The following is a 26311-nucleotide window of genomic DNA, read 5'->3' as shown; positions in this document are numbered from 1 at the left end:
ACGACTCGCATGACGGTCCTACGGTGATTGCCGGCGAGAGTAGCTGACGAGTACTAAGGAGTATACGAGACGCAATCACAGGTATGCGTAACTGGTCCGGGCGCGCGGTCGCAACCGTCGAAGCCGTCCTGCCGAGCGTGCGGCGGCGACGCCGCGAGTACGCGCGCATCGACGAAGCTATCGCCGCACAGGACGTCCCCGAGGAGTCGTTCCGGTGTGATCGCTGCGAGCGCGTGCAGTCACGGTTCGCCGTCGGCGCGCTCGCCGAAGCCGACGCGCGGACGGAGGTCTGGTGTCTCGATTGCGTCGAACACCGAGAGGAAGTGGCCGCCGTCGAGGGATCGACGCCCGGACTCGGTGCGATCGGCCGCGAGTAGTTACTCGTCGTCGTCGAGCTCGTCTTCGTTCTCGCCGCGCACCATCGCCGCCTCCGCGCCGGCGCCTGCGTCCGCGGCCGACGGGCCGTCCGCCGCGTGCGGGCCCTCGACGAGTTCGCCGAAGTCCTCGACCTCGTCGTACTTGTCCTGGTACATGAGCGCCACCTTCCCCTTCTTCGTGAGTTCGTAGAGGCCAGACCGGGTCGCCGGGCCGATCTTGTCCACGAGCCCGTAGTCCGCGAGGACCGGGAGGCGGCTGTTGATGTTCTTACGGCTCTTTCCGGTGTGGTCGGCGAGGTTCGTCGCCACGTTCCGGCCGTGAGCCTGCAGTGCTTCGAGGATCAGGAAGTCGGTTGGTCGTCTGAGTCTCATAGGGTTGTCCCTTCCTACCACATACTATACCGCTCCCTTTATTTCTATCTAATGGCAATCTACCGGGCATATCGCCTTTGTAAATTTCCATCGGTGATTTTATGTGGGTTGGGCCACAAGGACGGTGTAGGATGCGAGGACGAACGTCACGGTGCGTGGAACCGTAACCTGCCTCGCACTCCTGCAAGCGACCCACGTCCGTTGCCATCTACAACGGACCCCCCACCCCACCCCCCAACGCCCGCCAATCCCCCCAAACGCGCGGGCATCTTCCCCCACCCATTCCCTCACACCCCACAGCCGCGCGACCGACGAGAGCACTGCGTCGGGCACCCGACGACCAGGAAAGCCGTCGGCCAGCCGAAACGACCGACCGAGCAGTTGTCGACCAATCGTAACGACCGACGGCGTAGCTGTCGCCCAGCCGAAACGACCGACGGCGTAGCTGTCGCCCAGCCGAAACGACCGACGGAGCGAGGCATAGGTTCTTTTGTACCCCCCGACAAAGCGAGTGTGAATGCGTCGGGTGAGCCGCCTCGTCGTCGTCGCGCTCGTGCTGTCGCTCGTAGTCGCCGGGTCCCTCGTCGTCGACCCGAACCAACCGCGAGCAGCAGCGCAAGTGAACGCAACCGAACCGTCGACCGCGCAGTCGTTCGACAGCACGACGTTCCTCATCACGACCCACGAGAACGGGAGCGCGACGTTCACCATCAGGTACGAACGCCGGCTCACCAACGACACCGAACGCGACCAGTTCGAGACGTACGCCACGCGCTTCGAGAACCAGAGCACCGACCTCTACAGCGACTTCCAGGCGCGCGCGGACGCCCTCACCGCCGCCGGCCGGAACGCCACCGGCCGCGACATGCAAGCCACCAACTTCCGCCGGAGCGCGCGCATCGAAGAACGCTTCAACACCATCGGCATCCTCGAACTCTCCTTCCAATGGCACGCGTTCGCCGTCGTCCGCGACGACGGCCGGATCGTCGTCGGCGACGTCTTCGACGGCGGCATCTACCTCGGCCCCAAACAATCACTCGTCTTCGCCCACGGCGAGAACCTGCAATTCGCGAGCGTCGACCCCGACGGCGCAGCGTCCGGCGACACCCTCGCCGCCAGCGACTCCGTCACCTGGCAAGGCGAACGCGACTTCAGCGACGAACGCCCACGCGCCGTCCTCGAACCCGCGAGCGCGCCCACCACCACGAGCGATGGCGGCGGCGACGGTGGCGACGGCAGTGACGGCGGCGATGGTGGAACGACCAACCCCGGCAACAGCGACGGCGACGGCCTCGGCATGCTCCCCATGCTCGCACTCGCACTCGTCGCCGTCCTCGTCGCCGCCTTCGCCTACCGCGAATACGGCGGCGACCTCGTCACCACCGACGACGACACCCGCGGCGATGCGCCAACCGGGACCGTAGAGGCTGACGCAGGTGGAACGGAGGCCACCACGGGTGAAGCAACCACGAGCGAAGCGAGCTCGACGAGCGCCGAACCCGCCGTCACCGACGAAGAACTCCTCACCGACGAAGACCGCGTCATCTCCCTCCTCGAAGACCACGGCGGCCGCATGCGCCAAGTCAACATCGTCGACGAAACCGGCTGGTCGAAATCGAAGGTCAGCATGCTCCTCTCCGACATGGAAGACGACAACCAGATCTCCAAACTCCGCGTCGGCCGCGAAAACATCGTCAGCCTCGACGGCCACGAACCCGACGTCGCCGGCTCCCCCTTCGACGACGACGACCAGGACACGTGAAACCCACACACAGCACCGCCGAAACAGAACCGTTAAACGTACCCACCAACTACCACAGAGTGCACACACCGCTCCGTTGGTGTAGTCCGGCCAATCATCTTGCCCTCTCACGGCAAGGACCAGGGTTCGAATCCCTGACGGAGCATCCAATTCGGTCGTCTTCTTGCGGTTTTGGCTTGCTAGACTCAGGAGCGATCACCAAATGCTCAGACCAAGCCAACTCGAAGGATTCACACACAGCCGCGCCGTCTTGCGGTTTCCCAATATTGCCAACCTATTGGACTCGCAGGAACGGCCCGAACACCCGTCGCAGTCCTGCGATTGCAGAATTAGGTCACTACGAATAGACTCACAGGACCCGCATCGAACCGCCGGAGGGCAGGCCCCCAATGCTTGACCTCAATGAGTACCCGGTGGTCACTGAGAACGCGGAGTCCTTCCTGAACCAACGACAGCTACTGGACTATCGATCCGAGCGCGAGGACTGCCTCCGATGGTTGCTGACATACGGAAAGAAACCAGACGAGGCAGCGGGCTATGCCGGGGGCACAGTCAAGCCCCGTTCATATCGCATGGATCGATTCTACCGATTCGTGTGGGAGATGGAAGGTGGATATACCGCGAATCTCACCCACGACCATGCTGATGCTTGGATGGACCATCTTGCTCACCGTGATGTGAGCGCGACCCACAAACGGAACTGCCAGAAGTCGGTGAAGATGCTCTACAAGTGGTTGCGTCACGAACGAGGAAAAGGACAGTGGGAGCCCGAGATCACCTTTGCTGCCGATAGCAGTACGCAGCCCCGAGATTATCTCACCAAGGAAGAGAGAGGAGCGATTAGTGATGCTGCGCTTGAGTATGGCTCGATCCCCTCTTACAACAATCTGGTACCCGCTGAACGCGACCGCTGGAAGCAGCACCTGGCCCAACGATTCGAGAAACCGAAATCAAATGTAGTACCCGAGGATTGGGAGCGTGCCAACGGATGGAAAATTCCCTCCCTCGTGTGGACGAGTCTCGACGCTGGATTACGGCCGACCGAGGTCGAACGGTCGACGACATCCTGGATTGATACCGATAACAGTGTACTACGAATCCCGAAGGAAGAAAGCGCCAAGAACCGCGAACATTGGGTTGTCGGGCTACGGGATCGAACAGCGGAGATGCTATCTCGGTGGTGTCAAGAACGTCGAGCGTATCCCGAGTACGATGACACAGAGAGTATCTGGTTAACTCGTGAGGGGAATCCGTTCGGCGTTTCAGCGCTTCGATATCTGTTGCATCGCCTGTGCGAGATTGCCGACATCGACACCGAACACCGGCAGATGAGTTGGTATGCGATTAGACATTCCGTAGGTACGTACATGACCCGCGAAGAGGACTTGGCTGCAGCGCAGGCCCAACTACGACACAAGAGTGCCGAGACCACTATGAAATACGATCAAACGCCGGTGGAGGACCGACAGGACGCGCTTGATCGGATGGGATAACAGCACTCTCACAGGACGTTGGAAGCTTCTCGCTTGGTCTCAGGGAGCGGATGAATATATTGGCTCGCTGATTCCTTGCTTTTTTGTCGGAGCTGCTCCGCGACGATCTCCCGGCTTTTGAACTCTTCATAGACGTAGGTCCCCACTGCATGTCTAAAGGAATACCACACTATCTTTCGGCCACGTTCATTGATGCCCGCTTCCTCAATGAGCCTGTCGAGCAAATCGTTCAGTGTACCCGAGCTGTAGGGGTTTCCTTCCCGAGTGAGCCAGATCTCATCTCGGCCGTCGTAGATCTCCCTGAGTTTTCGTTGCTCTAACCAGTTTTCAAGAGTTTCTGCACCTTCATCGGTCAGTTCAGGGTTCCACGACGAATCGTTCTTCGGGGCCTCACCTGCAGGGATATGAACCGTTTGAGAGTCGGGATCATACCAATCTACCTTCATTCTCCCGATGAGATCTGGTCTCCAGCCCTGTGATCGCGTTGTGCGGACAATTGAAGGGATCTTCCAACAATTGTTAATCCGGTCCCAATCATCGGGCTGAACCTTCTTCTTGGGTTTTCCGAGTTCTTGGGCTATATGGGCTTTCCACCGATGCCGTTCCTGCGGAGTCAAATTGTTGTAACTCGGAATTGATTTGAATGTGAGCGAAGCTTCCCACAGTTGTTTGAGCTCCGTTCTCCGGAACGGGTCAGGTTGGTTTTGTGGCTCCTGATCCCTAAATTCGTATTCAGGCTCCCACTCAACGGACTGAAACGCAAACCAGTTATTCAACATATCGTTGAATTTTCGTTTCGTGCCGCCAGGATAGCGCTCACCGTCATACCGTCTCAGTGAATCCGTTTCCAAAGCTTGATTCACCGAATCACCATTGCTTCTGAGAAACTCAATCGATGGATTCTCACTATTGTTCCAGGTCCACTTCATGACCCGATGGAATCGATTGATTCTTATTTTGACAGACCGCTCCGCGTAGCCAATATTTTTCTTCGGGACCTTCCCCTGAGTGAGGAGGTAGTCAGCGAACCCTTCTAGTTTTGATTTGTATATCTCAGTTTGTCGGTTGTTCAGTGGACGTAACTCCTCGTCAGAGACGACTGACCCATTTTCTTTATAAATCGTCATTCGTCTCCCACCTCCTGGTGGACCGCTCGATAGATGGTTAGGCAAACGTCGACCATTTCGAAGTGAACCGGTTTATGAAATTGTTTGACTTAAACCTCTGGCTCTCAGTGACTAATTCAATGAATTATCTCGTTCTTCTTTCGCACGCTCTTAGCTATCTCTGACTAGTCCTTATGGGATCCAGCAGAAAAGGGCCATTCGACGCGCTCTCGACGTCTATTTCTACACTGCTTGCTGAGTTGGCCAATCTTCAATCACTATTGGCAGACAAGTTCGAATTGGCCTATCGTCTCTTCATCGCCTAAATGGGGGTCTTCATTCGCTGATACTCAATTAGGAGTGAGGAGCGTGTCATGGAAGATTTCATACACCGACGGTGTCGAGTCCAAGCTATCGTTAGATACAGAACGGTATCTTGCAAAATGTAGGCAACGGTTCCTATGTGCTACCAGAAAACGGAGCATAGTGCCGCGTCGATCCACACTCCGGACAAAGAAACATACGAAGCCGTGTTTGATCGCCGAGCCCGACCCTATCAAGCACCCCACGGTCCCAAGCATATTTGCGAGTTCGGAGGTTAACGTGCTGTATGAGCATCGCAGAACTCCCTCTGTCGGACGAGATGCTGTTTGACACAGTCGAGAGGGGTTATATACCGGTGGACGATTCTGCTCGGCTTGAGCGGGCTGCCTTTGATTTTTATAGCCAATTCAAATCGGCACTAAATCAGTTCGATATTGAGGAATCTGAAATAATCGATCTAGTGTACGAGTCTAAAGAGTACGCCATCATCTCGATTGAGGAGCCTTTCAGTAAAGCCGCATTTGAGAATTCGCATGTCGATGATGAAGAGGTACAGCGGGCACTAAGCTGTTGGATGACTACTTCGACGGCAGAACTCATTGATTACACACACGGTGGCCGATATATGCATGGCTCGTTCTTGATACCTGCTGAGTGGATTGACCGATCCGAATAGATGGTCCTCTTCCGGGTATCCGTGCCAGATACGCACATCTACCTAACGGTTATTTCATCGACGATGATGTCGAACGCACAGGATTTCAACAGAGCCGCTAATCTAGGAGTTCGCCTATACGACGTTCAGTAATTTCGTTTGGCCAGACGGACATCACCGTATCCGATTCGACGCCGAACGTCTCGACCGCCGGTTCGATCGATTCAGTCGATTCACCCTGCTGTTCGAAGAGGTACACGTAAGCGGCGACCTGTAGTTCGTATCTTCTCTTTGTTTCCGCGGTCTGTTCCGTGAGCGTGATCTTCGCATCGGTAACGCGACGGTCGCCACACGGTAAGTCGACGACGAAGTCCGCCTCTCCGTGTACCTCGACCTCGACACCTGCGACTTCGACAAGCCCGTCGACCGGCTTCTCCACGCTAACCGACTCCGCCCTCTGGATGGAATCCCACAGATCCGAAGACAGAAAGTCGTCGACGACATCGTCGAAGAAGGACCACAGTCCGTCACGTTCACCGTCACTGATCCGGTCATCGAGGGTCTCTTCGAAGGTCTCTCTGACTACTGTGTCCATCGACCGGAGCTCATTTTCTGAAACACCGTGGTCGACTAAGGCCGTGAGAATCTCGTGGACCTCCGATCCGACCTCTTCGGGCCCAAGTTCGTCGAACTCTAGCGGAAGTTCGTCGGACACGTCGTTCGCTTCCGTGTGGAGTGACTCATCGAGGAGATGAGCGAGAGCGAACTCGTCGGGGTCCTCGGTGAGTGGGTACAACGTGCTCGGGTTGACGAATCTCGGCACCCACGACTCCAGGCGGTCTCTTCGTATCGGCTTAACCGCGACAGAGGGGGAGATCGACGATTGTGACGTTCGCTCTCGTTTGGCGAACGGCTTGACGTCGTTGACGCCGATATTTATCTGGTCTGTCGGGGTTGAGGCGGTGTAGGATTCTGTGCCACCGTCGAACGAAATCCCGTCTCGCAGGCTTTCGAGCCAGCGATCTCGATAGCTTCCCGAGGGGAGAGACTGTGGGAGTGGAAGAACGAGATGGTCTCGTGCGCGAGTCAACGCGACGTAGAGCAACCGCCAGGCCTCGCCCCGCTCGTTGCTAACCACTTGCTGGAGCCGGTCAGGTCCTACGAGTCCGTCGGCGTCTGTGGTATCAGCTACAGTATCGCGCCATCGGGCAGTGGCCCACCGGAGACCGATATCGCGTGTTCGGCCTGTATCGGGATTGTACAGACCACCGGCGAAGGGTGGGATATCGATATCTGTCGGCACCTCCGTGTCTGTAGGCGGGGCGAGTCCAGCAATTGGACCTTGCGTAACGAATCGCTCTGACTGTGGGCCTTGAGACCACATATCGAATCCCGGATCGGCGATGGCGACGACGTCGTCCTCATCCCCTTTGGCTCGATGGACCGTGCGGAATTCTACGTCGTAATTCGAGCCTGAGATGTCGGGCTGCATCGGCCCATCGCTCGGCGAGTTACGGAACGGCGCGACGAGGTCGAGTAGCTCCTTCGGGCCGTACCGTTCGTCTCCTTCCCACTGAGCGACTGTCTCGACGAGCGCGTCGAGGTTGGCGACGCGCTGCTCCGCATCCACTCCGGGGAAGCGCTTGTTCGAGGCAGCGCGAAGCGCGAGCATCTCGATGACGTCTTCCAAGTACGCCGATGCAGATTGCATCTCGACGACGTCACGCTGCTCACGAAGTCGCTGCAGACCGGTGAGCGTCTTTCTCTGCGACTCCGAGATGTCATCGGCTTCTGTGAGGACAGCGCGGAGATTCCAATTGTGCGTTTCGAAGGCGGTATCGAGTGATGCCAAGCCCAAATCACCCGCGTTCACGAGCTGCCGTGTCCGCTCCGAGCATCCGGGGTCGACCAGCCAGTCACAGACCTCGAACACCGCATCGACTGCGGGGTCGTCGAAGAGGTGCCCGCTGGCAGTCCTAACACGGAGGTCCTCGGAATCGAATGCGGATTCATATTCCCCCATCCGTGTGCCCTTTCGGAACAGGACGGTAATGCCGAGCGGGTCGCCGTCTTGATCCGTGAACGTTCCGTCGGCGAGTCCCTGTTTGATATGCCTCGCCAAGATGTCCGCTTCTCCCTTCGCTTCGTCAGGGTTTGCCCACTCCGGAGAACCCGGGCGGTGATTGCTTGAGAACGAGGAAACGTGGACGGATTTACCCGCTGTTGCCTCCCGAGCGGCTTCGAGAGGAGAGAACACCGTCTGGAGGTCCCCGATGTCACCGCGCGCCGGATCAGAGAACAGCGGCTCGGAAATTGAATTGATGGCTCCGGCAACCTCCGGAACGCACCGATGGGTCGTCGTCGCGGTCTCGTTGCAATGGGTTCGCCAGTCGATTCCGAGGTACTCTCCGTCAGCCGTCGCCGACTGGAATAGCGTCGGATCGGCGTGTCGCCAGCGATAGATCGATTGGAAGACGTCACCGCAGGCGAAGACGCGCGTGTCCGGTCGAACAAGTTGCGAGAGTGCCGCGTGCTGGACCTTGGACACGTCCTGCGCCTCGTCGATGATCAGGCTCTCCAACCGACCGTGATACCGCTGAAGGACACGCCGACGTCGAGCAGCATCGATACTCTCCACCTGTGCGGAATCTGAAAGCGTACCGTCGAGGTATGACGCAACGAGATATGCCACGTCAGTGTGAGAGAGGACACCGTACTCGCGGGTCAGCTCTCGATACGTCTCTCGGTAGGCCGATAGCAACGCGCAGAAGTCATCGATTCGCCCGCACCACTCTGCATAGAGAGTCCTGTCAGCGGTGACGAGTCGCTCTCGGTCTCCCTGATCGATCTCTGTCCGAACAGCGTCCTCGACGTCGTCATCGCCAACCATACGCTCTACAGCCGCGACGATATCGTCGAACGACTTTGGCTCGTCCTCGTACACAGCGTCGCGCGTCTGTTCGAGTTTCTCACGGAACGCCGACGTCGAGAGCTGCCGGTCTCGGCAGTACGTTACGGCGCTCTCCAGCATGTCTGCGACACCGTCGTCGTAGTCGCCAGAGGGGTACGCCGACTCAAGCGCTGCGAGTCGTCCCGCAAGGGACGGGTCGGTCTCAAGCCGCTCGTAGCATTCTGCGTTAACTCGGTTCAGCAGAGCCTCGTTGCCTATGGATGGCATTTCGTCGAAACCGACATCGTGGGCGAAGTCCCGCAAGACGCCGCGCAAGAGACTGTCGATGGTACCCATAAACGGCGCTTGCTGAAGGCGTTGGACCAACATCTCGACCTCAGCCTCGGACACTTCAGACGCCACCTGACTGATGTCGTGTCGGACGATGGTTCGAAGCTGCTCACAGACGTTTGGAACAATATCAGCAGCCTCATCGCTGTTGAAAGAGAGAACCGCAACGTGCTGTTCCGGCGTGTAGTCGCCGTCAACGTAGCGTCGGAGGATGTCCTCCGCGGCAATACGATACGCGGTGGTCGACTTCCCGGCACCCGCGACGCAAGCCAGCGTGAAGAGACCGCTGTCGTGACCGAAATACGCGTCTCTGATGTCTCGCTGTGCGCCCCTCAGGCGAATCGGCTCTTCACCGCTCTGGTCGTCGTTCTCAGTCATCTGTTTCCTCCACCGTCTCGTCAGCTAACATCCTCCGAACTTCGGCCGGTAACGCCCTATCCGTACTCCTCAGCCGCTGCAGCTCTGTCTCGGGGACGGCCTTGACGTCGAGAGATTCCAGAAACGGAGACGGGTGAACACGGTCACCGCTGATAGTCTCCACGTGACGGGTCACGACTACGCCGTGCGCCGCTGCACGGAGCGTGTCCGCTAGGTGATCTCGGTCTCTGCCATCGGTCCACGACGCGTCGGGCGCGAGTTTCGACGCTTCGCCGTCTCCGCGAAGCACCGCTTCCTGAAACTCCGGTTGAATCGGGGACGCCGTTTCACTTGGCCACTCGTTGGCCGTTAACCCGACAGCGAGGACATAGGGGATATCGAGCGCCCAAATGTCGTTAGCCTCCAGCACGTCAACGGCGCGCGCGTTCGAGTGTTCCCGTCGCCCCGGACGCTGCGTGGCGATGACGTTCGCCAGCTCAGCGACTGCGTTCCACGACTGGTCCAGGGATCCTTCATCGAGGCGGTCTGCGAACTTGTGCGGAAGCTGTTCCACGAGGGTTCGGATACGAATGATTGCACGCGCTTCGGTCTCCGTTTTCATGAGCGCTGGAGAATCAGCGGCTTCCGTCTCCGGAAGCCCGTGCTCGGCGTACGCCTCGACGACGTCGCTGAGGACAGATTCGACCTGATCCGGGTGAGGCTCCGGTGTGTCAGCGAGCCATCGGACGAACCTACCGATTCGGTAATCGACGTCATCGCTCCCCTCTACCAACTCTATCCATTCATCGAGAGACAGCGCTCCCTCTGGCAGGGAGGATTTCGCTCGTTGGATGGTCTGCGGTTCTATAGGCCAGTCTACCTCATCGATATCGGATGGGGTCCACCGATGTTCCAGCGGTCTGAGGAGCGTTCGCTTGTCGACCTCGTCGTCGCCGACGGCGTCACAGACTGATTCAACGAGTGCGTACGGACGGGTCCGCGTCACGCGGAGCTGCGTCCAAAACACTGGTGTAATTCCTTGTCGTACCGCGGCTCGGGAAAGCGGTTCTTCATAAGTATCGAGGTCGCGGGCGACGACGGCGATATCACGAATCGGCACCCCTCTCTGCTTGAGAGCGGCGACCAGTGCCATCACGCTCCGCGCTTCATCGCGGCGTGTCTCTGATACCATCTCGACGACGGGAACTTCGGGCGACTGCGGTGGCCGCGCCAGCGCGCGGCGCTCTGGTGAAGTCATTCGAACATCACCTGACCGGGTTCGGACACGTCAAACAGGGCTGGCACCCGGCTCTTGAGGTATTCCCCTGTCGCCGCCCGGAAGTGTACGTGTACGTCGAGCGTCGTCGTCGCAACCAGCCCGTGAACGAAATCTGCGAGGTCCGCGGAGATACTGCTGAGTCCCACGAGCGACAGCCGATCGATATGCGCGAACACGTTCGTCCACGCTCCCCCGTCCGTGGCGGTCAGTGCCCGAGTAGCTCGACGCACGAGCTCCGTTTCGGAGGTGGCTTTCGGTGTCGGTTCTCGGAGACCGTGTTCGACGTCAAGCGCCACTTCGAGTAATTCAGCGGTATCCAAATCAATCGGGTCGTACAGCTCGGTACTCGCGTCTTCCCACGCCGCGATTCGCTCAGGATGGAAGTTAGTGACCGCCTCTACCTCCGCCCGGACCTGTTCAACATGCTGCGGGCCACGGGAGTCAATTCCAGCGGGCAAAGATACCGTTGGAGTCACCGATTCCGGCGAGTTGTCAAGTAGGTCCCGGACCAGAGCGAGACGATCTATGCGGTCGATGGCTTCCGTGGATTCGCTCTCCCCGCGGAGGATGGTACGGCACACACCGACCGGATCGTCGAACTCGAACACGTCTTTCGGCCTGTTCGCTTCACGCAGTCGGCGCTGAACGTTCCGTTGGTGTAACTCCACGGGCGCAACGACGAGCTCCTTCGGTTCCGGGGACTGACGTGCCCGCTCCAACAATTGCATTTCGCCCCCGACGTGAAGAGTCAAGCCTGAGAGCGGGTCGAAGAGACTGTGCTCGTGTTGCATAATCACATCATCACCAGCGTTTCTTCTCTGGTTCTAACTGGTATGTACTCCAACACTGAAGAGGTGTCTTCCCGATTCGAAATCGCCAATCGCCCTGGAGATTCGGCGTCACCTGACGGAGATCCAGCTGTGGTCCCGTCTATCTCGACTGCGAGAGTTTGTTTAGAGGGCACATAGAACCGCTGTTGACAATCAACTTATACTCATGCATTTCTAACCACTTTCGTGATTATCGGCGGGGAGTCTGAGTACTGCTTCAGGAAACGGTTTCAAGCCTCTCGAACGCGACTAACTGCAGGGTAACAGCTTGAACGGTATTATCGACGACCAAAGTCGGTGACAGAATGGGTGCTTCGTCTGGTTCAGCGGAGGTCCCGAGAACGAACAACGGTACCCCCACGGACAAGGGTCTTTTTAGCGGCTTTGTCGATGATGGCTTTCAAATCTGCTGCTACGGCTTCATCGGTTCTAGCAGCCAATTCTTTGATTTCAGCATCCGAGATATCGTGCCGACGCTCGTCGAGTTGCGCACGGAGAATCGCCTCACGCGCTGCGGTATCTGGTTTCCCAATGTGGACCTTCTTATCGATACGTCCAGACCGCATACCAGCATCGTCCAGCGCGTTTAGACGATTCGTAGCACCGATGAAAACGATGTTATGCTCACCAGTTTCTTCCAGGCCACCCAAGAACTCGTTTACAACTTTAGTGTCCTCTTCATGCGTATTTCCACCACCTGTCCGCTGTTTCAGTACGGAATCCACCTCGTCGATGAACACGACTGCCCCACCCTCGCTTGAAGCCACTTCTTGAGCCTCAGCAAATAGAGCCCTGACCGTTGATGCAGACTCGTTGATCCACTTGCTCTGGATGTCAGCGCCACTCAAGAGCGCTACTGGCAAATCGAGTTCAGTCGCAAGGGCCTTCGCCAGATAGGTTTTCCCGGTACCTGGCGGACCGTGAAAAACGATATTCGGAGCTGTGACACCGAGCGCATTTGCCTTCTCACGATTGCTTAACGGCGTTATGACGTCTCTCAGAAGCTCTTGCTTCTGGCCTTCCATACCACCGATATCTGCGAAGTTGACCCCCGTCTCATTCAACCAATTGAACTCGAATTCCGAATCTTCGACCTCTGTATCATCCTTCGAGGTCCTTGACGTGTCATCAGAATCGCCAGCGGCCTCGTTGGATTCATTACCCGCAGCCAAGTTTCCGTCACCCGATGCCTCCTCTGGTCCGTGCCCTGATGGGAAGGCCGGATTGATCATGGCCTCCTCCGACCACCTCTCCGTTCGTGCTTTCAGATCCTCCGGGTCTATCTCGGCTCTGTCGTCGTTGCTTGTTGTAGAGGTACCCGATTCAGACAAACGGTCTGCGTAGTAGATGATCGGACCAATTAGAGCGGTAAGTGCAACCGTCGAAGGCCCAACTTCGGGCAGCCATCCTACATCGCGCAGAGTGGTGTTGGCAATCCACAAGCCAGATAGTACCAGAACAGCGCCGGTGGTCACCACGACCATATTGAACCTACTCATGGGAGGCTTGCACCAGCGGCGGGAGTGTCAGCTCTTCCGGTTCAACCACATAGTTCTTCGTGGAACCAGGATGGGGATAGGGTGTTTTTTCTGCTACCTGGCTTCTCGTGGCATAGCCGAGTACACGAACCTTTGCAGCGTCCGAGTGCCAATCAGTTATATGCGTTACAAAGTACAGATCGGCGGTGAGTGTGTTATCGTCACAGACCAGGAGCTGCGGATACTGCATCTTGTCTGTTTTAGTTGCCTTCACATCCGCTGTGACCCCCTCCCAAAGGTGGACGTCAATTCCACCGTCTCCGAAGGGATGGACCTCGGTATCGATATCAGTGGCGTATAGTTCGGCAATGGCCATCTCCCCTAAAATCCCGGTTTGATGACTCGTCAGCGAATCGTTCGCACCGAAGGTGGTTCCTCCGTCGATCTGATGGTACGATTTGTTACGATCTTTCGCCAACTCACCTGCTCGGCGAACGTGCTTAGCGGACAATTCAACGACTGGCAGTTGCTGGATAGGAACGTCTCTCGGCGAGAGAGTGCCGAGAGCCTTTTGTGGGTTAGAGGTTGTAGTGGACATTGCTGTTCGATTAGATTGGAACAGCCCGGTCGCGTGTTCTAGCACGCGGCCCTTTCGTGACTACATCACTAGGGCATCGGGCTGCACATATTGGTAGGTTCTTGAATTAAAAGTACGTACGCAATTCTACTCGTCGAAGGGCAAGGCAATTTAGCTGAAAGTAGGCGCTAAGCCCCCTTCCTCAGCGAGTGCCGACCGAACGGGAGGCGCGAGCAGGGAGGGGATACAGCGTTCACCAGACGACAACACTGAGCCGATCCGCTACTGTTGTTGGGACTTCGGACATACCAACTCACTTAGGACCATCTGCAAAGAAGTAGGAGGTGACGTGTAAGAGACGCACGCTGTATGTTTACTCTGGACATCAATCGAAATGGGTAGGGATCTCAGCGGTTAGTTTGAACGACCACCCACACAGACATTTATATACAGCCGGATAATAAGGGGGTCAAAGGCGAGACCACAGTACCAGCCTACGGAAGAACCGGAGGTTCGAGGTGCAATGCGTACCACCACATCACCTCGAACTTGCTTTATTCCTTCTGTGGGTCCGTTTATAAGCGTTTCCCAAGCAGTTACAACTATCAGTAGTTTGGGCGACGGACCTGACGTCGATCGACGGCGTCGGGGGCGCGGTCTTAGAGTCTCAGCCGAAGAAACAGATGGAAAAACACACGACCAATCAATCACCAGGACTGAGGACCATCGCCAGCCGATCAACCGTGGATATGGCTAACCGAGCCAACTCACTCAGAACATTTTTTTCTGAACAAGCCGGGAGAGAGTATAGCCCTACCAGAGTACAGCTTCCCCGAACACATCTAACCGCAAGACTGCAGAAGGATAACTGCAGTAGCGGTGCCAGTGGCAGTGGCTGGTGCCACTACTACACTACTACTGTCAGTTGTCGAAACGACAACAACGTGTTAGCTGAACTGATGCGTTGTTGTCACACCGACAACTCGGCATGTAGAGGTGGTAACTCGTGAGTCAAGGCAATCGTGTCCAGTTGGGTTGGGACGCACCTGCTTCAAAATTAGAACGGTTTGAACGTGCAGTCGAGTCTGAATGGGGAGGAACGTCTCCCTACGTCGGTATCCAGATTGAACAATCTTGGCGAGAATACCGTCAGAGCGAACAACAGAACCGACTCGAAGCACTCGCCACCGACATCGTTGAAGCCACTGGTCGGTCTCCAGACCACGATGAGAAAAAAATTCTTCTCCGAACTGAGTCGTCTAAGACTGACAAGGTATGGAACCGAGTCCACAAAGACGTCAAAGAGAGTATGTCCGCCTACGCAACAGAGTGTGACGTCCCTAACCACGTTGTTCTTGAAGGCGTTCTAGACTGGTATCTCGACGGGGGTCGTGAGCAGAGTGTGGTTGATAAACTGGACGGTGTCATCGACGACATTCAGGACACGTTCGCAACAGTCAACGGTGATGCGGTCGAGATGACGAAGACCGACCGGACGACAATCGCCATTGCAAACCATCTCCACCGCACCTTCACAAAAGAGGACCTCGCTATGGCTATCAACGCAGAGACCTCGGGCACCAACTACTACCACGAGCGGTACACCGATCGAGTCATCGATTATAAAGGCGTCAAGCGACTGGAGATAGACGACGGCTCCGACACCTTTTTGCCAGAGTCTCTCTGGAAGGAACGGAAGATCGGTGACATTGTCCGAAACCTCGGCGGAGATGTCCACGGAGAAACACCACCCGCGTTCTCGAAGCCAGAGTTCGCTGACGCCTTCAACCACGCTGATATCGAATTGAGTGAAGAGAACGGTGACACAATTGATGAGTATCGTGATCGGTTACTTGATCGGATCGGGTTTATCTGGAACGAGAAGACGCAGCAATTTGAGCCGGAAGAAGTCAATCCCTCCGACGACAACTTGGCAGACTTCTCACTGAAACCGATTGAGAAGGAACAGAGCTGGCTTCATACTACAGAGCATCCAGCGTACCCACAGAAGTCAACTGATAACTCGCCTTCACCGTATCTGACTCCTCAACTGGAAGGCACAATAAGTGGAAAATTGGCCGACCACATCTCCTTCTCCGGAGAACAAAAAACGACTCAAGCTTGAATTCTGCAAAGTGGACGTTGAGTAACTGAACACAAGATATTGTAATGAAGGAACGATTCTCGAAGGGAGAACGCGTCCAGGTAGACATTCCTGATGATACGAATCCGGAGTGCAAGACGTATCACGAGGTCCACGGCAGGACCGTATCGGTCCTCGTCGATGATGCGGCTGCTGTGACGCGACACACAGGACTCAACACTGTATCGCGTTGCGTTAGAGACTGGCGAGGGAGTCAATTTCCGCGGTCTTAGCCAATAATATTTTAATAATTGTCTGAGTGATGCCAATCATGCAGGCGCTACTCTTGCAGATCGGATTGTATAATGGAAATGGCTGAATCAGCCGGCTGTAGACGAAAACCCCTTGTGAATCGTTCTGTGACACCCTCTACATTCAATCAAGCGGGGCTCGGGGTCATAAGCTTCTGTATCATGTGGGATTTATATGGTTTCATCGAGGTATCTCTGTAAATGGCCCCCTCTGACGAGAAATATTCGCTCGACGATGCGAAGAACGAGATAGGGATTCTCCGACGCGTCGAAGACGATGTCGAAGACGCGATCCGGAATGCTGAGAGTGAAGCTGTCTTGGAGTACCTCATCGAGGACCAGGAACTAGACATTGTTCACGACGGGAAGCGTGGTCTTGGGACAGTCCGACGGGCCGTCCTTGAGTCGACGGTCGCGTCTGACAGTCTCAAACGGTTGGTGAGTCTCAGAGGAGATGAAACTCCGGAAGATATCCTCGTGCCGAGGGATGTGATGCGCAATGCCAAAGTCGCGCTCGAAGCGGGGAAACCGGTCGTGTTGTATGGACCAACGGGAACCGGTAAAACGACGTTCGCCAAGCAGCTCGCTCGTGAGACCGGTATTGGGTACGCACTCAACACGGCAACGCCTTCTTGGACCCCCTCGGACATCATCGGTGGAGTTAGCCCCGACTACACGGGTGATTCGCTGAGTTACCGGACCAAGCTCGGCTGCGTCTCAGAAGCCGTCCAGCGTGCTCGTCGGTTCGACGTCGAGTACGGGGTGATACTCGACGAAATCACGCGTGCAGATATCTCCAAGATCTTCGGGCCACTCTACACGGCAATCGAGAATCCTCATCAGACAATCTTCGAGACGGACGAGGGAGAGACCATCGAGCTGGACGAGCGGGTGAACATCATCTGCACGATGAACATGTCCGACCGGACGGTGAACGAGCTCGACAACGCGATCACCCGCCGGTTTGCGATGATCGAACTCGACGAGTACGAGGAAGACAAGCGCCGGCAACTGTTCAAGACCTGGATTACGACCCACCTGACCGAACAGACGGACTTGGAGGACAGCGACATCCTCAGACTCTTCGAGCGAGACTACGAGGGCATCAACCACGGCCATGAATCCACTTCGCAGGGAGCGATCATGCGCTTCGGGCCGATGCACTACCGCGACGTCGCGGTGTTCCTCGGAGTCGCGTGTCGGGAGGGCGGCGAGTACGAGCACGACCAGACCGCAGCGGTCGGGCAGGCGTTCAGAACGTACATCGTTCCAAGACTTCTGAACTCTGCAGCGTTCCCGCAGATCGAGCGTATTGCCGAGCACTACCGGTCGCTGAACGGCGAGTTCGACGACTTCGATCTCTCCCCGGCGGCGGAGCTCGCCGAGCGAGAGCTCGAACAGGAACGCCGGCAGATGGGTTCGTACGAGTCATGAGCGCGGTCGACGAAGTGTACCAGTACGGGCAAGATACCTTCAACGTCCCTGAGCGGGGCGAGATACGGATAGAGGGATGTCCGTCGTCCATCACGGACCAGCTTCGTCGAGCGTCGTTCACGCGCCAGAGCCCCGGTGTATACACGAAATGCCAGACAGCCCTCGATTCCGATCAGGAGTATAAGGTCGTGACCGTCACGGTCGACGGCGAAGAAGACGAGGTGCTCCACGTCGAGGCGACCGACATCATCGGCGTCGTGAGCCTCACTCCTTCATCGAAGGTCCAGGTCGATCCCAAGGTCGAGTGGGAGTACATATTCGACATGCTGCTGGCGGTCTACGACCAGAATCGGTCCATTGAGTACCACGGCATCCCGCTGCAGGATTTCCTCTCGGACGACATCCACCTTGACGACGTCTTCGTCGTGCTGGCGATCAACTATCTGGATGGGTTGGAGGCCATTCAACGAAACGGTTACATCCGGGATCTGATCATCAGGCGGATCGATAGTCTCGATGGGCGGGGGGAGATCGACGTCGAGCAAACCCTGATGAATCACGCCCGGGGAACTCTGGAGCCGCACTGGATTCGTAACGAAACGGAGTACGACAATGCCGCGAACTCGCTGCTGCACTACGCCGGGAAGTCGCTCCTGCGTCTCTTCCGGCAGAACTCCGGTGATAACGAGCATCCGGCGTACGATCGTATCTTCTCCGAGGTCCACCGGGAGGTGGAACGACTGGAGAGTATGGGCGTCGGAAGCGGACTGGACCGAATGGACGAGTATCGACGCCTCTCGCTAGCCGACCTACCGAAGCAGCGTCAGTACTACCAGAAGGCGTTCGATGTCGCCAAAGCGATACTCTCCTCGTCCCTCGGCCAGCAGCTCCGCGACGGGCCGCGAGAACTCGTCGTCGATTACGTGCTGAACATGGAGTCGCTGTTCGAGCAGTACTCGCAGGTCGTCATCGAGCGCGAACTGTCGTACGTCAAATCCTACGACCACCTAGAAGAGCTCGACGACGTGACGCCTGTGCGGTCTCCTTCGGTCAACCCGTTCGAGGGGGAGGGGAAGATCTACCACGAGCCAGACCACGCCCTGCAGGAGGGCGAGGAGACGCTCGCGGTGCTGGACTCGAAGTACTACGCCGAAGGGCACGACCCGGTGACGGATTCGCCGTCCCGTTCGCGGCTGTTCAGTTACGCGTATCTCCTGCACGCCGACCGGCTCGCGTTCCTGTGTCCGCTCCTGGAGCCGGGGCGACGACGAGTCGCACAGACAGGCGCAGAACTACAGATACTCTCTCCCGAGGGCGACTTCTCGCTCGAAGCGTACGACCGCGTCGTTCACGACTACATCCACGAGGCCCTCGCGGCTGAATCCCCCGAACTGGAGGCTTTTCGCGCCGTCGCGGAGAACGAGCTGTGTCTGGACGGCGTCGACGAGGGGGACCTGAGCAAGGCGAAGCGGATGAGCGGTCCGTTCGCGTTCAAGGACGTCCGAGACTTCTCGCTACGCGTCCTCAAGGCCGCGGCCGACGAGCACTCCTACGAGGTCCGGAACCGATACGATCTGGAGCAGGAGGGCGACTGGACGCGCGAACAAATCGAGACGCGGTGCGAAGAGCGATACGAACACACGACGACGTGCGTCCCCGTCTTCTGCCGAGAGCGAGGAGACGAGTGGATCGACCTCTACTTCCTAGCAAACGGGACGGGGGAAGTCGAGAAAGAAGGACCGTTGAAGCTGTTGTAACGGACGGTCAGAAGTCTTCCAAAGAACTCTGCCTCTCATCGAACTCGGAGAGGGCCGCTTTCTTCGCCTCCAGTTCGAGTTTGCGATCGAGCGCATCTTCCCGATATTTCGCGTCCAGATTACTGAGGACTGTCTCGACGGTCCGACCTCGAACCCGGTAGCGATAGAACTCGGAACCATCGTTGAGGTCAGTATCCCCGGCATCAATTTCCTTCACGAGACCGGCGGACCGTAAACGCTCCATGAGCCCGTCGAAGATTCGCTCCCCGACCTGTTCAGCTGCGTAGTGAGGTAAATGTCGCTGCGAGGTGAGAATCGCGCGGAGTTCCTCTGCAGTGAAGTCACGCAGCGGGCCGTCGTCCTTCATACGTCGCTTGAGAAGTTGAGCGAACGCGGCTTCCATAATCTGGAACGCATGAGACGACGGATAGAACGACGGCGTCACTTGCCGTTCCTTCGATATCTCGATTCCCGAGTTGAGAAGCTGTGAAAGTTCGCTGTCGTGAGTGGCTTCGGAACGCGTCCGGTCCGCGAAACTCGTGAACAGGTCGAGCTTTTCGCCCTCCTGCAGATAGTGCAGCCGCCACACGTAGACCTGCTCCTCGGCGTCGCCGTTGCGCTCTTCGTGTTCAATGCGTTGCGCGATCTCCTCGTCAAGGTAGCTCGGAACGCAGATCGCCGTCTCTATTTCCTCGATTTGCATTCCGATCTTCTCCGATACCTCACGCCGGTGTTCTCGGACCGCATCGGCGGCGTCGTATATCTGTGTGAGCGCTTTACCGGGCGACGACAGGCTGGTCTTGCACTCTACGAGGAGAGCGATATTCCGTTCAGGATTGCAGAAGACGGCGTCCGCGTTTGGCTCGTTACGCTCCGAGAGTGGTTCAGCGCCGCGAAACGACCACCCCGTCTCTCGTTCTATAGGGCCGCCGGGGAGAAACGCGGAGATCGTGGACGTGAGCATCGAATCGTGCTTCTTGGACCGCTCGATTCCGGATTCGGCTTCCTTGCGCGCCACTTCGACCGCTTCCTCGTCTTCACGAATCTTCGTTCGGTGCTTCTCATTGAGCTCTTTCAGGAACGAGTTCTCCTCGACGAGACTGTCGTAGTAGTCGCGGATTTCGTCATCACTCCAGTCGTCGAGTTCCATCCTCGCTACACCTGTGCTAACTCAGCGCGCTCGTCGACGCTGTCTTGGATGAACTCGTAAAACCGATAGAACGTCCCGAGGTCGCTCCCGTCTTGCGGGTAGATTCGTATCTGGCCCTCGTTCGCCTTGATTCGGAAACTACTCTTCTTGACCTGATCGATGATTTCCGTGGTGAAGTACAGCGAGCCCTCTTCTGCGTACGAGCTCAGGAGGACGTATCCCTCCTCGCTGAGGCTCTCCTTCAGGTCGTCCAGCTCGTGGTATTTGATAGTGTTCTGGAGGTTGAGCGTGGCGGGTTCGGCCGTTGGTACTTCTAACGACTCGGATGCCCTCACCATCCGAAAGTCGGTTTGATCGTACGCGCGTTTGACTTTGAGAGCCTCTTCGATGCACGTCTCGATGTGCTCGAAGAGCCGGAGAAGGCTGCCGTCCTTGAGTTTGAACACGCCTTCGTGATTTATCCGGAAACGGAGTTCGCCGGGAACGTTGAACTCCATGATTCGGGGCAACACGCCGTAGGACTCCTCCATCTCCCGGAGGCTCTCCAGTCCGTCACGGCCGTAGTAATTGATCGTCCGCCACTCGTCCGGCCGGAAGCGGGAACTGGTGTCCGTCCGCTCGGTCCGTTTTGCGACGAACTCGGTGATTTCGGTAGCCGGGTCTTCGGAGACAATTCGCTCCCGTATGTCCTGTAGGAGGCCGGGGCTGATGTACAGATAGTGAATCCCCGGTTTGTTTTCGAGCAGGGGTTCGATGGTGTTCTCGATCTCCTCGGTCTTCCGCATGTCCGTGTAGAAGAGGACGACGTTCTCCTCCACGTCGTAGGAGAGGTAGAACTCCGCAGGTCGCTCACCACCGAAATCACAGCTGATCTTCTGAATTCCGCCGTAGTCCTCGACGACTTCGTATCCCTCTCGTCGCAGCACGTCGAGGAACCCTTCACGAGAGTGTTCCGTGAGGCCCGCGATAACGTAGAGGTCGTCCTCGATGAGGGCGTCGTAGTGTTCCGCGAGATAGTGGTTGAAGCTCACCCGGTCGGGGAACTCCTGCCCTTCGACCTCGAAGACACCCATTAGTTCTTCATCCCCACGCGGGCTTCATATCAGTACCGGTGACTGTCCCGGGCTCTCGCGCCTGGAATCAGAACGGCGCGACCAACCAGTCGCCGTCGCCCTTCCGCTCCAGTTGTGGTCCGAAGACCTCCTGTAGCGAGTGCAGGTCGTCGCCGTCGCGGAGGTCATAGGTCTTCCCGCTGCGGTGGAACGAGCCTTCGACGACGAATTGTACGGTCGGGCTCTGGTACTCAAGATCGTTCGCTCGGCGGTCCATCTCGCGTGCGAGGTCTGCCGTGAGGTCGTCGTTCCGGAACGCGTCCGCGAGCCCGACGACGCTCACCTCATCGGGGACGTCGTCCTCCTTGAGCCGCCGAAGGAACTCCTCGACAGGCATCTGGTGGTCGAACGCGTCGTGTGCTCCCTCGACGATGAGGTTGTAACGGCCGGGGATCTGGCCTGGACCTGCCATTCTCGAATCGATATCTCTCAGCGGACCATTAAGTAATTGCGCTGTCGAATCTGTCCAAGTCGGAAGACGGACCGCATGAAACAATGGGCTCAGATGGGGTCCGTGGCTATACGATAGAGTTGAAGTGGAGATATTATATCAGTCATGGGAGAAGGTGAGGGCAACGAATGCTGAAACGGGATTCGCCACAGACCGTATTGCTAGCTCTCGTAATCATAGGGCTGATATCCGTATTCGCTGGAATCGCGTGGTTCGTGGGTGGAATAGCGGGGATGCAGTTCGCGGGTGTGGTCACCAGTGGTTTTCTGACTGCCGCATTGGTCGTGCTTTATTTCCGTCAAACGAGCTTGCTGAAAGACCAAATCAACCTACGCGCTCAGGAACTCAACCGCGACGTACGTCAGAGCCACACTGAGACGCTCAGGGAGCGTGTTTATGCCTGGCTCGGAACAGATGACGTGCCACGGACGATCGACAGCGTCGACGAGATTATCGATAGTAGCAAGCGAAGGCTACCGAAGGTGACCGCAGTTGATATCGAGCCGCCTGAAGAGTCCATCTATTCCAACCACAGCCCCGAGGACTTCGGAGCGGTTCCGTTCGGGTTAGAAGACGATCGGTATTTCGTCGACCTGCTTGAGAATCACGCACCAGGATTGAAAGAGAAGAAGGATGATATCGAGGCCGGGCAATCGACATTCGCGGAGCTCCGCAATCAGTTCGTAGAGGAGTTTGAAGGCAGCTCGCTAAAGCGTGAATCGCTTACTATCGAGCCCGATGTCGACCTATCCAGGTGGGTCTTTGAGAGCTTGGTGAAAGTCGAACGTGGCCGGTCTGACGATTGGAACGAAGAACTGAAACCGGTTAGAGATGGCTTCGAGGATAGAAACAATCCCGATAGAGCCAACGGAGAAATACGGTTCAGTTATGGCGGTATGACTCACCGTTGGATGTTCCAGATTACTACCGACGAAGGGAACATCGAAGACGTCTCAGAGGACGAGGCGCGCAGTCTCGCCATCGAGGCACTCCGACAGACGGTCGATCAGGTCGATTCCGAAGACCAGCCCTATCAGAAGGCGTTGGATGCGGCAGAGACGCTCGACACTCTGGAAGAGGAAATTCACGAACTCAGGATGGAGCTGATCGAGTACGCGGGCCGACCGGTGTTCCCGGGAGACTGCGACTACCTCGACGAAGCCGCGATTGAGGGTGCGGAAAGCCGGTAGCGGCTGCCGGCTAGAAGCTCGTGATGTCTCGGTCGCCGAGCACTCGCGTGTAGGTGTCGTCGCCGGTGACGTCGGCAAGGCGACCGGCAAGTTCGCGCATGTCGTCGTCGACGTCCCATTTCTCGACGTAGTTCTGGACGGCCTGGCCTTTTTCGTAGCGGTAGCGGAGGAACTGGAGTTTGTCGAGGTTGGAGAGGTGTTCGCCCCCGTCGCCGTTGACGCGCTCTTGGATGTACGCCTGACGCTTCTCGTTGTCCCACGTCCCGAGTTCGAAGCCGTCGTCCTGGTTGTAGAGGCGCATCTCCTTGAGGTCCTCCGGGTTGGCGTTTGTCCCGCGGGAGAGCTTGTTCACGTCATCGTAGGAGACGTTCGACGTGTCCAGCAGATCGATGAACACGTCCTCGACGCCGATGTCGCTGGCCTCCTGGATGATGCCGTATATTTCCTGGACGACCTCCTTTGCAGACATGATGTCGCCGTCGCGCTGGACCTTCCCGTGATGCTTGGAGTATTCGCGGAAACACGCCCCCATCTCCATCACACCGATATCACCCCGCGAGAGCTCGCGGTTCTCTTCGAGTTGCTTGCGGGTACGCCGCGCCGTACGGTAGATATCTCGACGAAGAGAGTTCCAAGAGGCGGGTTCCGTCTCGTCGATGGGTCGTGCGACGACGACAATGTCGAAAGAGACTGCTTCTCCCCCGATGAATTTGTTAATGTCTGCAGTAATAGGATACGTCGCCGTAACTTCGAAACCGACGTTACAGAGTGATTCGAGGAGCTCTCCCCATGAATCAGAGTCGCTGTGATGATAGGTGAAGGTGAGTGAACCCTCCTCTTTGAGCGCTCTTTTGATTACTGAGAAAGACTGTTCCAGTTCAGATTCGAAATCCTCCGCTGTCTTCCCGAAATATGGATTGGTTACGATAGAATCTGAACGTGGTGTTTTTGTCTGATCAAACCCTGGATGCTCATCTTCCAGAAGGATTTTTTGCCATACATAGAAGTAATCAGAAACCTCAGAATACATTATATTATCATAGTACGGTGGGTCGGTGATTACTGCATCATATTCAGATTCGGCTGAGATCGACCTTGCATCACCTTGGTGTATTTCGAAGTTGCTACCCACAGGTTGGGAGAACGGCTCCGTTTCTTTAGATTCCCCATCCTCAACATAACGTTCGGTCGGTGCAGAAGCATACTCTACCCCGGAAATAATTAGATCCCAAATAGATTCGAATGTACCCCGGCCAAACTCGGCCCCCCAAACGTTCCCCTCACAAGGGGAGTGAGGTGGATCAAACGAGTTTGATTTAAACAGATTCACTATCTTATTATAAGAATAGTCGTACCCCACCATCATATTATTCGTCCTCAAGATGCCGCTCACAGCCATTAGAAGGTACTCTTTGCTGTTTTGATCTTCCAAAGAGTCTATAGCCTTCATGAGCTTTGAAAGACACAGCAGTTGGCGCTCGTTATACATATCTGTCCAGTGGGAATATCCATGGTCAAAGACAGGGTTCCTTTCAGAAGTCATATGCCCCGGTGGAATCTCCTCATCCGGAACGTATTCGTGAAGGGCCTCTGCTTCATCCCATTCCTCTTTTGCTTCTAAGAAACGGTTGATATCTGTCTCCTCAGCCTGTTTATATCCCTTGTGCTCGCTTTTTTGCTCGCCTCTCTCGTCACAGTGACCGCAATAGTACTCCAGTGCATAAAGCCGAATATCGTATCCACCTTGCTCTTGTATCGCATCGGTGATTCCGTATTTTTGTCCGCAGTCTGGACAGTTGTATTTCCCACCGCGAGAAACATTTCCTTCCTTTGGAACGAATCCATGTCCGCAGTCATTGCATACTGATTCAGATTGCCAATCATCTACCCGTGTCACCGCACCGCAATCCGAACAGAGCACATTGTATTTGTCGTCATTTTCGTATCGCCCCTTCGCCACCCGATAGTCCTTGAACAGCGGAACAGTGTGTCCACAGGAGACGCAGTCTAATTCTTTCACCCAAAAGTTGTACATCACATCCGCTTCGTGGTCCCCGTTTGGACAGAGCGTCTTGTACTGCTGCGTGATTTCATCGGCGACCTCCGCTTTGACTTGTTCGAACGCCTCCTCAAGGTCTTCAACGTCGGTTTGGCCGGCTTCGAGTTCCTTCTTTGTGACGAACCACGCGACGGGGTTCAGGTCATTTCCGACGACCTCAGCGCCGAAGCGCGAGGCCTCGACGAGCGACGTGCCACCGCCCATGAACGGGTCGAGCACTTTTTTGTCCTCAACGCGAACGTCCTTGGGGTACAGCTCCCACAGGCTCTCGGGGTCGGACATGTCCACGCGTTCGAGGAGTGAGGAGATGTCCAGCTCAGGTGTCCCATCGGCGTCGTCGCCGTAGTCCGCGAGCGTACCCCCTTCGTGACCGGGTTCGAACACCGAGACCTTGTCTGGATCATCGAGGAGCGTATAGAGTGAGATAGACCGGAAAACGCACCCGAGGCGACGCGCCCACCACTTGTGCATCGTGTAAATCGGACGATAGTACATCTTTGCCCGCCCCTCCTTCTCGGCAATTTCGTTGATACGCTCTATCGGGAACCCTCGCTCAATAGGAAGTTCCGTTCGCTCGCGCTGGCCCGACGAAGATCCAGACTGTTCAGACATAGTTCAGTATGTGAGACCAATTACGGACGAGCCCCATAAGTGTGCGTTCTCCATCACGCCGACCGAGTAAGGTAGTTTGATAGGCTGTAGAGGTATTAGCCGAATGTTAGAAGAGGAGGGGTTGCGATGACAGTAGCATCATGGACGTAGGGGAAACCATCACCGTCGAAATCTCCGATATCAGAGACAGCTACCTCAAAGGGGAGCACAGAGGAGTGCCTGTAGTTGCGAATGACAAGACTGCTGAACGGGATTATCATTCGAATTCCAGGTCTTTTCCACGGACGTCATAGACTGTTAT

The 26311-nt window shown here is 56.6% G+C and carries 20 protein-coding genes and 1 tRNA gene; 10 read left to right on the top strand and 11 right to left on the bottom strand.

Going from position 1 to position 26311, the window contains the following annotated elements; all coding sequences use genetic code 11:
* Window positions 1–83 precede the first annotated feature (83 nt).
* Window positions 84–377 (top strand): hypothetical protein, encoded by a 294-nt coding sequence (locus VYJ16_RS08470; protein ID WP_336349876.1) that lies wholly within the window; start codon window positions 84–86, stop codon window positions 375–377.
* Here the strand turns inward: VYJ16_RS08470 and VYJ16_RS08465 are convergent, their stop codons facing one another.
* Window positions 378–749, bottom strand: a complete 372-nt coding sequence (locus VYJ16_RS08465; RefSeq protein ID WP_336349875.1) for a winged helix-turn-helix domain-containing protein — start codon at window positions 747–749, stop codon at window positions 378–380. It lies immediately after the preceding gene.
* A 517-nt stretch (window positions 750–1266) separates the two neighbouring features.
* Between VYJ16_RS08465 and VYJ16_RS08460 the strand changes: the two genes are divergently transcribed.
* The 3 genes from VYJ16_RS08460 (at window position 1267) to VYJ16_RS08450 (ending at window position 4004) form a co-directional block, all read left to right on the top strand.
* The gene (locus tag VYJ16_RS08460) at window positions 1267–2511 is read left to right on the top strand and encodes a helix-turn-helix transcriptional regulator (RefSeq protein WP_336349874.1); all 1245 of its coding nucleotides are present in this window, start codon (window positions 1267–1269) and stop codon (window positions 2509–2511) included.
* A 70-nt stretch (window positions 2512–2581) separates the two neighbouring features.
* Window positions 2582–2656: transfer RNA gene (locus VYJ16_RS08455), tRNA-Glu, on the top strand.
* Window positions 2657–2900: 244 nt separating this feature from the next.
* Window positions 2901–4004 (top strand): tyrosine-type recombinase/integrase, encoded by a 1104-nt coding sequence (locus VYJ16_RS08450; RefSeq protein ID WP_336349873.1) that lies wholly within the window; start codon window positions 2901–2903, stop codon window positions 4002–4004.
* A gap of 8 nt (window positions 4005–4012) precedes the next feature.
* Here VYJ16_RS08450 and VYJ16_RS08445 read toward each other — a convergent pair whose 3' ends face one another.
* Window positions 4013–5131: a site-specific integrase gene (locus VYJ16_RS08445; RefSeq protein ID WP_336349872.1), complete on the bottom strand. Its 1119-nt coding sequence runs from the start codon at window positions 5129–5131 to the stop codon at window positions 4013–4015.
* 589 nt (window positions 5132–5720) lie between these two features.
* On the opposite strand from VYJ16_RS08445, the gene VYJ16_RS08440 reads away from it, so the two are divergent.
* The gene (locus tag VYJ16_RS08440) at window positions 5721–6110 is read left to right on the top strand and encodes a hypothetical protein (protein ID WP_336349871.1); all 390 of its coding nucleotides are present in this window, start codon (window positions 5721–5723) and stop codon (window positions 6108–6110) included.
* Window positions 6111–6207: 97 nt separating this feature from the next.
* Here VYJ16_RS08440 and VYJ16_RS08435 read toward each other — a convergent pair whose 3' ends face one another.
* The 5 genes from VYJ16_RS08435 to VYJ16_RS08415 all read right to left on the bottom strand — a co-directional run bounded on the left by VYJ16_RS08435 (window position 6208) and on the right by VYJ16_RS08415 (window position 13650).
* Entirely contained in the window at window positions 6208–9708 is a 3501-nt protein-coding gene (locus VYJ16_RS08435) for a UvrD-helicase domain-containing protein (protein ID WP_336349870.1), read from the bottom strand.
* Window positions 9701–10945, bottom strand: a complete 1245-nt coding sequence (locus VYJ16_RS08430) for a PD-(D/E)XK nuclease family protein (protein ID WP_336349869.1) — start codon at window positions 10943–10945, stop codon at window positions 9701–9703. The genes VYJ16_RS08435 and VYJ16_RS08430 overlap by 8 nt, the downstream gene beginning before the upstream one ends.
* Complete coding sequence (locus VYJ16_RS08425; protein WP_336349868.1) at window positions 10942–11757, bottom strand: hypothetical protein; 816 nt, start codon at window positions 11755–11757, stop codon at window positions 10942–10944. The genes VYJ16_RS08430 and VYJ16_RS08425 overlap by 4 nt, the downstream gene beginning before the upstream one ends.
* A gap of 362 nt (window positions 11758–12119) precedes the next feature.
* A complete protein-coding gene (locus VYJ16_RS08420; RefSeq protein WP_336349867.1) occupies window positions 12120–13295 on the bottom strand; it encodes an ATP-binding protein in 1176 nt (391 codons plus the stop codon).
* Window positions 13288–13650: a hypothetical protein gene (locus VYJ16_RS08415; RefSeq protein ID WP_336349866.1), complete on the bottom strand. Its 363-nt coding sequence runs from the start codon at window positions 13648–13650 to the stop codon at window positions 13288–13290. The genes VYJ16_RS08420 and VYJ16_RS08415 overlap by 8 nt, the downstream gene beginning before the upstream one ends.
* Before the next feature lie 1207 nt (window positions 13651–14857).
* On the opposite strand from VYJ16_RS08415, the gene VYJ16_RS08410 reads away from it, so the two are divergent.
* The 4 genes from VYJ16_RS08410 to VYJ16_RS08400 all read left to right on the top strand — a co-directional run bounded on the left by VYJ16_RS08410 (window position 14858) and on the right by VYJ16_RS08400 (window position 19436).
* Window positions 14858–15976 carry a hypothetical protein gene (locus VYJ16_RS08410; RefSeq protein WP_336349865.1) on the top strand — a complete coding sequence of 373 codons (1119 nt, stop codon included), beginning with the start codon at window positions 14858–14860 and terminating at the stop codon, window positions 15974–15976.
* 44 nt (window positions 15977–16020) lie between these two features.
* Window positions 16021–16227, top strand: coding sequence for a DUF8139 family protein (locus VYJ16_RS22240; RefSeq protein ID WP_464379838.1), 207 nt, complete (start codon window positions 16021–16023; stop codon window positions 16225–16227).
* 219 nt (window positions 16228–16446) lie between these two features.
* On the top strand, window positions 16447–17679 hold the full coding sequence (locus VYJ16_RS08405; protein WP_336349864.1) for an AAA family ATPase: 1233 nt from the start codon (window positions 16447–16449) through the stop codon (window positions 17677–17679).
* On the top strand, window positions 17676–19436 hold the full coding sequence (locus tag VYJ16_RS08400) for a 5-methylcytosine restriction system specificity protein McrC (protein ID WP_336349863.1): 1761 nt from the start codon (window positions 17676–17678) through the stop codon (window positions 19434–19436). The genes VYJ16_RS08405 and VYJ16_RS08400 overlap by 4 nt, the downstream gene beginning before the upstream one ends.
* 7 nt (window positions 19437–19443) lie before the next feature.
* Here VYJ16_RS08400 and VYJ16_RS08395 read toward each other — a convergent pair whose 3' ends face one another.
* From VYJ16_RS08395 to VYJ16_RS08385, 3 genes are all read right to left on the bottom strand, one after another.
* Entirely contained in the window at window positions 19444–20586 is a 1143-nt protein-coding gene (locus tag VYJ16_RS08395; RefSeq protein ID WP_336349862.1) for a hypothetical protein, read from the bottom strand.
* Between the two features lie 5 nt (window positions 20587–20591).
* On the bottom strand, window positions 20592–21659 hold the full coding sequence (locus VYJ16_RS08390) for a hypothetical protein (protein ID WP_336349861.1): 1068 nt from the start codon (window positions 21657–21659) through the stop codon (window positions 20592–20594).
* 67 nt (window positions 21660–21726) lie between these two features.
* Window positions 21727–22110: a DUF8076 family protein gene (locus VYJ16_RS08385; RefSeq protein WP_336349860.1), complete on the bottom strand. Its 384-nt coding sequence runs from the start codon at window positions 22108–22110 to the stop codon at window positions 21727–21729.
* 167 nt (window positions 22111–22277) lie between these two features.
* Between VYJ16_RS08385 and VYJ16_RS08380 the strand changes: the two genes are divergently transcribed.
* A complete protein-coding gene (locus VYJ16_RS08380) occupies window positions 22278–23339 on the top strand; it encodes a hypothetical protein (protein ID WP_336349859.1) in 1062 nt (353 codons plus the stop codon).
* A 10-nt stretch (window positions 23340–23349) separates the two neighbouring features.
* Here VYJ16_RS08380 and VYJ16_RS08375 read toward each other — a convergent pair whose 3' ends face one another.
* Window positions 23350–26010, bottom strand: a complete 2661-nt coding sequence (locus VYJ16_RS08375; protein WP_336349858.1) for a DUF1156 domain-containing protein — start codon at window positions 26008–26010, stop codon at window positions 23350–23352.
* Window positions 26011–26311 lie beyond the last annotated feature (301 nt).

The organism is Halorubellus litoreus (assembly GCF_037081675.1).
In the GTDB taxonomy this organism is placed as follows: Archaea; Halobacteriota; Halobacteria; order Halobacteriales; family Natrialbaceae; genus Halorubellus; species Halorubellus litoreus.
The sequence above is the reverse complement of the archived record's forward strand: the minus strand, read 5'-3'. Positions and strand labels throughout refer to the sequence as shown.